The 9,179-nt window shown below is 67.3% G+C and carries 2 protein-coding genes and 8 pseudogenes; 3 read left to right on the top strand and 7 right to left on the bottom strand.

The genetic code is table 11. The features are described from left to right. The 3 pseudogenes from AIIKEEIJ_RS08875 to AIIKEEIJ_RS08865 all read right to left on the bottom strand — a co-directional run. Window positions 1–190, bottom strand: a pseudogene (locus AIIKEEIJ_RS08875) (dihydrofolate reductase family protein); the annotation flags it as partial. Between the two features lie 29 nt (window positions 191–219). After that, window positions 220–505 (bottom strand): annotated as a pseudogene (locus AIIKEEIJ_RS08870) (hypothetical protein); the annotation flags it as partial. An 88-nt stretch (window positions 506–593) separates the two neighbouring features. Continuing rightward, window positions 594–1,691, bottom strand: a pseudogene (locus AIIKEEIJ_RS08865) (transposase). 22 nt (window positions 1,692–1,713) lie between these two features. Between AIIKEEIJ_RS08865 and AIIKEEIJ_RS08860 the strand changes: the two are divergent. Further along, window positions 1,714–2,295 carry a dihydrofolate reductase family protein gene (locus tag AIIKEEIJ_RS08860; RefSeq protein ID WP_043798413.1) on the top strand — a complete coding sequence of 194 codons (582 nt, stop codon included), beginning with the start codon at window positions 1,714–1,716 and terminating at the stop codon, window positions 2,293–2,295. A gap of 888 nt (window positions 2,296–3,183) precedes the next feature. After that, window positions 3,184–3,780, top strand: coding sequence for a maleylpyruvate isomerase family mycothiol-dependent enzyme (locus AIIKEEIJ_RS08855; protein WP_161995478.1), 597 nt, complete (start codon window positions 3,184–3,186; stop codon window positions 3,778–3,780). Window positions 3,781–3,953: 173 nt separating this feature from the next. On the opposite strand, the pseudogene AIIKEEIJ_RS34280 reads toward AIIKEEIJ_RS08855, so the two are convergent. The 4 pseudogenes from AIIKEEIJ_RS34280 to AIIKEEIJ_RS08830 form a co-directional block, all read right to left on the bottom strand. Further along, a pseudogene (locus AIIKEEIJ_RS34280) lies at window positions 3,954–4,022 on the bottom strand (hypothetical protein); the annotation flags it as partial. Between the two features lie 58 nt (window positions 4,023–4,080). Further along, window positions 4,081–4,475, bottom strand: a pseudogene (locus AIIKEEIJ_RS08845) ((R)-mandelonitrile lyase). A 67-nt stretch (window positions 4,476–4,542) separates the two neighbouring features. Further along, window positions 4,543–4,785: pseudogene (locus tag AIIKEEIJ_RS33960) on the bottom strand (flavodoxin); the annotation flags it as partial. Window positions 4,786–5,479: 694 nt separating this feature from the next. After that, window positions 5,480–9,055 (bottom strand): annotated as a pseudogene (locus tag AIIKEEIJ_RS08830) (AAA domain-containing protein); the annotation flags it as partial. On the opposite strand from AIIKEEIJ_RS08830, the pseudogene AIIKEEIJ_RS34275 reads away from it, so the two are divergent. Next, window positions 9,051–9,179 (top strand): annotated as a pseudogene (locus AIIKEEIJ_RS34275) (glycosyltransferase family 1 protein); the annotation flags it as partial. The pseudogenes AIIKEEIJ_RS08830 and AIIKEEIJ_RS34275 overlap by 5 nt on opposite strands.

Below are 9,179 nucleotides of genomic sequence, written 5' to 3'. Positions count from 1 at the left end.
CGGCAGTCGGCCAGTACGCGGACATCAGTTCGTAGAGCCGCCGCCCGTAGAACGACAGGGCGGTCTCCCGCTCGAAGTCGTTCCAGTACTGGTGCAGTTCTTCGCTCGGATCGGTCCAGTCGATGTTGCCTTGTGCATCGGCGATGTACCCGTCCACCGACACGTTGAAGCCATAGATGAGTTTGCCCATGCAGATCAGACTGCACCGGAGGGCAAAACTCATCGCGACACCACACGAGTTATTGTCAAATCGTTGTGGATGGGCGAGCGTCGGGCGACCTCGTTCATAGTTGACGCATCAACCGGTCGTTCTATGAGTCTTTCCCTTCTCGAACACGGCTCCGGCCCGAACGAGGGCGACCAGGCGCGGCGCGTTCACGGCGCGCCAGCGTGCCTCAGCGGCCTCGATCACCGTGAGCGCCAACGCGAGCCCGGCCGTCCGCGAGCCTGGCCCCTTGGTGACCTTGCTCCTCAAACGCACTGTCGCGAGAATAGATTCGATGGGGCAACACAATCAGCCAGATACCGCCGAACTGGCTCGACCACCTCGCCCACATCGTCGTAAACGAGCCAGGGCACAATGCGGCTCTTCATCATCCTGGGTGTAGCAGCGGCCTGAAGCCGCCGGTCTCGAGTAGCGGGCCGGCGATGTAGTTGGTGAGGTTGCCGAATCCGAGGGCGGAGCCGCGGAGGTGTTCGAGTCGTCCGTTGATCGCCTTGGTTGGGCCGTTGCTGGTGCCGGGTCGGTCGAAGTAGGCCAGCACGTCGACGGCGCGCTTCTTCAGCGTTCGGCCCAGCGTGATCACCTCGCTCAGCGCAGCGGGAACGCCGGCACTGACCGACCCGATCAGGTTCTGCATCGGCTCGCGCCCCTTCGGTCGATCCGGGTGACGGTAGGCGGCGATCATCCGCTGGTAGATCCCCCGAGTCGCCTCGACTTCGACCTGCTCTTCGGCGGCGAACAGGGCGGTGAGTCGGTCCTTCTGCTTGTCGGTGAGTAGGTCGGCGCCGGTGTGCAGGGTCCTCCTGGCGGCGTAGAGCGGGTCGTCCTTGTGACCGCAGTGGCCGTGGAGCGCGAGTTGGACCCGACGCCGGCACTTGTCGAGCGCGTCACCGGCTACGCGGACCCCGTGGAAGGGATCCATCACCGCGACCGCTGCGGGGATCCATCGACGCCGAGAACCTGGACGCCGTCGAGCCGGTGCGGATCGTCTATAAGGACCCGCTTGCCCTCGGCCAGGACGGCGTCGTTGGCGGTGTTCCAGGCGCCCACGAGTCCTTCAGCGACACGCGCGACGGTCAGGTGCTGGCGCACGACGCCTTCGAGTGCCCACCGCAGACCACCTCGCGAGAGCTTCGCCCGCGGCTCAGCAGCCAGGCTGGTGTCCTGGCGCCACATGCTCGCAGCCGGAGCACCGATAGCGACGGATCGGGACCACCAGCGTGGTCGGCCGCCAACCCAGCGGCTCGTGCGCCAGACGCCGGGTTACGGTGTCGCGCGACGATCCCTCGCATCCGCAGCGGCGACACCACCTCTCATCCGACCCCTCGGGTTCGACGACGCGACAGGCCAAGACAGCACGGTCCGGCTCGAACCGCGGCCTGGTCACTTCGAGACCGAGCTCGTCGAGTCGGCAGAACACGGTCAGATCAGGGCAGGCACAGCCCGCCCCAGGGGTAGCGTCAGGCACGTCGAGGTCTAAGGAGAGCCCCGTGGGCAAGGTGGTCATGTACAGCTCGGTGTCGGTGGACGGCTTCGTCGCGGACGAGAACGACCAGCCCGGACCGCTGTTCGACTGGTTGTCCAGCGGTGACGTCCCGTTGGACGAGAGCGGCGAGGTGAAGGTGTCGCAGACGTCCTACGACTACACCCGGCCGTACTGGGACCAGATTGGGGCGACAATCGTCGGTCGCCACGTCTTCGACATGACGGACGGCTGGGAGGGGAAGCCTCCGGGCGGGGTCGACCACGTGGTCGTCGTGACGCACCGGCCGAAGCCCGAGGGCTGGGCCCCCGAGGCGCCGTTTCACTTCGTCGACGGCGTCGAGGCAGCCGTGGCCAAGGCGCAGGAGCTCGCGGGTGACCGCATCGTCGAGGTCGCCGGCGGCGACGTCGGTGGCCAGGTGCTTGCCGCGGGCCTGGTCGACGAGGTGCGCATGGACGTCGTACCCGTCGTGTTCGGGTCCGGCAAGCGCTACTTCGGGTCGGTCCACGCACAGCACCTGTTGGAGGATCCCGACGTGGTGATTCAGGGCAACCGGGTGCTTCACCTGCGCTATCGGGTGCGCCGTTGACCGATCTGAGCGGGTACTCGAAGAAGTCCACTGCGAACGGTGACACAAGATCGGGCCTCCGGCTGCGTTTGCGCATCGCTGCCCCGGGACCGACGCGCCAGCCAACATCCAGCCAGCGATTACACCCTCAACTGTGAAGCGCCCACAATGCCACCGCCTCGCTCGACACGGCCCCATTGCGGCAGTCTGATCGACCCGATATCCCGCTGCGTCTCGTCGGACAACGTCCCTCACCTCCGTGTTTGAGAGATACCTGCGCGGCCGTGCAACGAGTCCGGTGTCGGCAGGACGGCGTGTCGCTACGTAGTCCGGTCACCAGATCGATGCCGTTTTCCGGATGGTCGATCCGGCCTGTCGACGGCAGGCCGGAGTCGGCTCTGGCCCCCTTTCCGATTGCGTCGTCAGGCATGCCTGACTGCCGAACACTACGAGAGAATCGTGCGCGAGCAGTTGTGCACCGGCTGACCGCCGACCGGGACACCACTTTGGCTACCGAATCCCTGCAGGCGTTGGCGGAAGCAGTGCTCTCCCTGGCGGTCGAGAACAGCGATCCGGCGACGTCGTCACCTCACCCATCCAGAGGATCGTGAGGCACCCTGCGGTCCCTGATATTCCCCGCCTGTGGGTACTGCAGCGCATGATCGTCGAGACCGAACTGCTCGGCCAGCACGTCCATGAAGTCGATGTGGCGCGGTACTCGGCGTAGCCCTCCGCGGCGAGTTTCGGGATAGGTGTCAGGCAGGTCGCACACCTTGGCGACTTCGGCTTGGCCACTCTCCGATGAGTTTGACCGGCCCGTGGAGTCTCAACCTCTGCAGGCGGCGCGATGCAAGGACGTCCGGCTCGGCGGCGGGGCACCTTGCTCCACTGAATGAAAGGGGACCGACCGTGAACAACCTGCAGTCCGGGGTATCGCCAACGTACGACGGCCTCGCCGACCTGCTCGACTCCGCGCCCACCGAGACCTGGGACACTCCGTCGCTCTGCGCGACGTGGCAGGTCCGCCACGTGGTCGCGCACGTAACGATGCCGGCGCGGCTCACACCCGAGCAGTTCGGAGCCGAGATGGCGGCGGCAGGCGGCGACTTCACCCTGCTGTCCAACACCGTAGCCGCCCGCGACGCCTCCCTGCCGGTCGCCGACCACCTGGCCCACCTCCGGTCGCCGCTGCTGCACGAGTGGCAGCCGCCGGGTGGCGGGGCGGCCGGGGCGCTCAGCCATGCAGTGATCCACTCCCTCGACGTCACGGTCGCGCTCGACCGGCCGACGGTTGCGCCGGTCGAGGCCGTGGTAGCCGTCCTCGACCAGCTCACCGCCGCGAACGGCGCACTGTTCGGGGTCGACCTGACCGACGTCCGGCTCGAGGCTGCCGACATCGACTGGAGCTGGGGAAGCGGGAAGGTCGTGCGGACCGACAGCGGACGCCTGGTGGCGCTTCTGAGCGGCCGAACCCTGCCCGATGGCCGCGCCCTACGCCGCGGCTGACCCACCCAGGTGGACGCGAGGGTGTACGCCGCCACCCACCGGCCGTCGCGGGCGGTGTAGTGGATCTCGAGCTGCAGCGGCCAGGTGCCGTGCCCGCCCCGGATGGTGGCCTCCGTCCGCGTCCGGCCGGAGGCGAAGTCGGCCAACCATTCGGCCTTCGACTGCTCGTACGCGGTCATGTGTGTGAGCGTGAAATCTTCATCGAGCAGTTCGCCGAGCGCGACCGCGTCGCCGGCGACCATCGCGGCGCGCTGCTGTTGCAGTCGCGCACCGCCGCCTCGACGTCGTTCCCCGCCTTCATCAGCCGTTGCACTCGTCGGTGACGTGCTCGAGCCACGTCGTGGTCGTCGCCGGGCTGTCGGCGTCGTCGAGCATCGCCAGATGTTCCATGAACGAGTCGGCGGCCGCACCGTGCCGATGTTCCTCGCCGGGCGGGCAGTAGATCGTCCGGCCGGGGTACGCCTCGATCTTTTCCTCGCCACGGGACTGCACCCACGCCACGCCCTGTGTAACGTGCAGCGTCTGGCCGCGGGCGTGCGAGTGCCAGGCGGTGCGGGCGCCGGGCGCGAACCGGACTTTCGCGACGATCATCCGCTGACCGTCCTCGCGGGGAAGGCAATCGGGTCCAGCCACACGTCGCCGTGGAACTGTTCGGGCGGGTTCTTCCTGGTGGGGGTACGCGGGGCGATCCGCATCTTCCGTTTCCTTCGATCCGGCTCGCCCTGCGAGCGGTGATGTGACAGCCGCGGGTGCGACAGGCAGTCAGAGCAGGCCGGTGCGCTGCAGCCAGGAGTCGACTGCGGCGCCGGCATCGCGGACCTCCCCGCCCCGAACGGCCAGACTCTCACCCAGAGTTGCTCCGCGACAAGCCTGTTCGTAATCGTCCGGGACGCTCCCGAGCCCGCTCACGGCGTGGGTGGCGATCGGGTGGACCCTCGTGCCGGCGACGTCGAACCCCTCGGCGAAGGCCCACATGATCATCGGCGCACTGCTGTTCCACACCGGCTCCCCACAGAAGTCATGCCCGAAAGTGTGCCGTACCCCCGCACCGGGTGCCGCACCCGACGTCCCGCGCCGTTGTCCTGCGGCCCGGAGGGGACGGTCTGGCCCCGAACGGCGAGGGGACGTGCATTTTCCCTGTTCAGGAAGCGTTCTCGGCGGTGCGGGCGATCTCCACGACGAAGCGGCCATCCGCGGTCGGGGTGACGCGGGAGTCGATGTGCAGCCCGGAGCTGCGCACCGCGGCGATCCTGCCGGTGCGCAGGTCCGGGCGGCGACGCTGGCCAACTGGCGGCGGCTGCGGTCGTAGACCTTCCAGGTGACCCATTCCCCGGGCCGGGCGCCGGCCAGGGCCTTGATCTCGGCTTCGGCCTGCTGACGCGTCGTCGGGACCGGATCCGGGACGGGCTGGGCGCCGAAGACGTCCTCGACCGACCGCCGGTCCGGTTCGGCGTCGAGCTTGGCCGGCAGAAAACAGTGGTGGACCGTCCGCGTCCTGAGCTCAGGAAACCGGCGCGACCGTAGGTCCACACCCGCGTGCCTCGAGTACGAGACACGAAGACATAGCGCCGGGCGACGAACTGGTCGTCACCACTCCTGCTCCACGAGGTCGAACTCCGGCATTGCGACGATCCACGCGAGGTCAGCGGCACCAACGTCTCGAAACCCGACCTACGAATCGTCCGATCATCCGATTCGGTCAGAAGCCGGCACCATCGTCGGCAGTGCGATCGACTACACCCGCAACCCGATAGTTCGTCCGTTGCCCTGGCGCAACGAACGCGTCGACCCGCCCCGCGACGACGAGCTCTTCCAGCACCGCGAGAACGACCGTCCAGTCCATCTCGAGCCGATCGGCAAGCTCGACGACCGGATATTCCTCACTCCCGAGTGCCTCCACAATGGTGTCAGCCAGCGATGACGACACCGGCGTGGCCACCGACGACTCGGTGAATCCGGAAGGCTCGGCGTCGGACACAGCACCGACATCCGCACCCTCGGAGGTAATGCCGCGCCGCTCGAGCTCGCCCCACAGCCCCGACATCGACGCGTCCGGGTCGAGGTAGTACTCGGATTCGCGGACCCTCCAGAACCTCCACCCGCTCCGGCGCAGTTCACGTTCACGCTCGAGGTCGGCGCGCTGCCGGTCGGGAGTGGTGTGCCACTGCTCGCCGTCGCACGCCACAGCCAGCTTGCCTGCCGCACCGGTCACCACCAGATCGATGACGTGACCGTTCACCTCCACCCGGGGGTTCACGTGATATCCGCGGGCAGCGATGTCGAGGAACACCTCCTGCTGGAAGAGACTGTCGAATGCCTCGTGCCGCTCCTCACCCGTCACACCCGCCGGCATCGGCGCCGCAGGCATCGGCGACGTCGACTGCATGTAGGTGAGCAGCGAATGCCGCAGGTCCGTCGGCCGCAACGTGTCGACGGTCCGCGAATGGAACAACCACAACTGGTCCTGTGCCCTCGATGCGGCGACGTTGAACCGTCGTTGGTATTCGGTCCTCGTCATCGCCGCGATGTTCTGGTCGGGCGCGACCACCATGGACAGAAACACCACGTGCCGCTCGTCCCCTTGGAAATCCGGAGGCGTGCCGACACGGAGTCTGCGTTCGTCCCATTGGTGCGGGGTGAGCCGGTCGAGCAGTTCGTTCTGGATGACGTCGACCTGCGACTGCCCCTGCAAAACCACCACGCCGAAGGTCTTCCCGTCGTAGGCGGGGTCTTCGACACACTGCACCACAGTGTCGACGAGGGCACCGCCCTCGACACGGTTCGTCAACGTCGAGTTCTGTCCGGTGACGACACCACCGTCGACGTAGGTGGTGCGCAGAGGCGGAAGGCGGTCGGACCCATACTGCCGCAACGGAACCAGGGGGTCGTCTGCATAGAACTGTTCGCTCGACCAGGCGATGATCTCTGGCATCGATCGGAAATGCTCACGCAACCGGACGATGCTCCCGAACCGCGACCGCAACAACGAGAACATGCTCGAGCGGGGAGTGAAACTATCGCGCAAGTACTTCGGGATGTCGGGCAGGGATGAATCGAGACGACGGAACACTCCGTCGAGCGCACCCAACGACACCGCACTCGGCGCGCATTGCTTATCGTCCCCGACCACGATCACACGCGGCGCCAACCACAGCAGGAACAAGCTACTGATGTCGACCTGGCTTGCTTCATCGACAATGACGACATCGAACAGGTTCTGTACAGGCGGAACCGAAGACAGCACCTGCTGCAACGGCATCACCCACGCCGGCACCGCACCCTGCGCGACCTGCATGGCCTCACGCGCTGCAGCCCGATAACGCTCTGCATATCTCCCGGTACCCTTTCCGATACTCGCGACATGGTCGCGGTACGAGTGCAGGGCTTGGACCTGCTCGGCGGTCGTGCGGTCGAGACACGCGCTCCACGCCTTCTCCGCGACGAGCTGCGTGGTCAACCGCGAGATGTCTTTCTCGACCGCGTCGAGGTCACGTTCGAACTGCCCGTCCTCACGCCCCTCGTTGACGTTCCGCACCCACTGCTCTGCGCGACGCCACGCCCACGCGCTCTCGATGTTTGCCAGACGAACCGGCCACTGCGGCCACGACGGATCTTCGGCGATGGCCTGCGCGAGCGCCGGTGCGGCGTCGGTCAAACGCGCGTGCAGCGACAAGAGTTCGAGCTCCTCCCGCTGTTCACCGGCCGCACGATCCCATGCATCCAAAGCTGCATTGATACCGTCGAAGTCCGCATCGTGGAAGGCCCGTGCCAGGGCGCGCCCTTCGGGCGACGCTCCCCCGGCGATCTGGCCCCGCACATACAGGCCGACGGATTCGAGCCAGGCCTTGCTGGCTTGCGCAGTGCCGACCGCGGCGATTGCCCGCGCCGACTCCGCAACCGACCGCGCCTGTTCGACACTCACAAGCCGCGGCGCACCAGGGTGGATGTCTCGTAACGCCGATTCGACATCCCGTACCCGTGTGACAAGGTTGTCCACGATGCCACGGTCCCGGTTGATCAGTGCCAGGGTGCCGATGGCACGGCTGCGTGACTCGTCGAGTGCGATGTCGATACCGAGATCGCGCAGGACGATCCCCACGACCCGCACCGCGTCGAGCGCACGGAGGTGCTCGGCGACGATACGCACCGAGTGGGCGGTCGTGGCCGCGACCCCGTCGACGGTCGCAGGCTCGCCGAGCGCCTCGACCGCCGACTGCTCGTCACTCCTCCGGAACCGGGAGAGGCCACTGCGCCATGTGTCCCCCGCCTCCAGCTTGCGAGCCAGCGCGTCATACGCCTCGAACGCGGGCCGCCCGGTCACCGGCGTTGCCACCGTGCTGGCACCGACGACGCGATCGGCCTCCTGCGCGGCCTGCACGAGACCTGCGAACTCGGCGGTCTTTCCCCACAGGTGCTGCGCCCTCCCCGACAGGACATCGTCGGCCACGCGTTGAAATCCCAGGTCGAGCCGTTCTGCATCGTGCAGAGCGCCCTGCAGTTGTTCGCAGAGATCGCGGATACGGGCCAGTATGTCGGGGGAGGCGCCCTCGAGTACCCGCAGCAACTCCGGCATTTCGCCGGTCACGTCCTGCGATGCCTGTGCGACCGCGGCGCACGCGTCCTGCACCTCTCTCTGGGTGGGCAGGGACAAGTCGGGGAACACTTGGTGCCGGCGACGCGCCCGCTCGACGCTCGACCGCTGATGAAGCGCATGGAGGGTGACGAATTCGTCGACGCTCAGAGGTGGGGCGTCGGTGAACAGCGGTGCGGGCAGCCACCCCTGTCCGGATTCCTGTGCGCGGACCCTCCGGACGATCGACGCGACCGTCCCCTCGTAACCGGCGGCGACCGCGGTGTGAACGACCGTCTCCTGCGCGCGCGTCTGCCGAATCTGTTCCGTCAGGATCGCCCGACGGTTGAGCACGTCGTTGCGTTGCGTGGTGAGTTCGTCGATGCGCTGCGCTGCGCGCCGCCCGTTGAATTGCGCCTTGCGGGTAGCGATCTCGCTGACACTGCGGTTGAGCTCCGCAGACCCTCCCCGCGCCGGGTCGGTCACCGCCACACACAGTTCTTGCAGTTCGGGCGGAAGTTTGTCGCGCAGTACACGCAGCGCCTGAGCCTTCTCACTGGTGACCAGCACGCGCTGGCCACCCGCGAGCAGCGCGGACACCAGGTTGGCGATGGTGTGTGTCTTACCAGTACCGGGTGGGCCTTCGACCACGACGCCGCTGTCGCCGGTGAGGCGATCGAGGATGTCGCGCTGCTCATCGTTCGCCGACGCCGTCCCCGCCGGGGTCGAGCCCGGCGACGAACACACCCGCACCGCGCACCCCACCGTGTGCGTGCTGTCGCGGCTCGTGCCGCACAAGCAGATCGAGGACGCCCTCGCCGCCGTCGCC

The organism is Rhodococcus sp. YH1, from assembly GCF_009939605.1.
In the GTDB taxonomy this organism is placed as follows: Bacteria; Actinomycetota; Actinomycetes; order Mycobacteriales; family Mycobacteriaceae; genus Rhodococcus; species Rhodococcus aetherivorans.
Note: the sequence above shows the minus strand (reverse complement) of the source record. Positions and strands in the feature narration are given on the sequence as shown.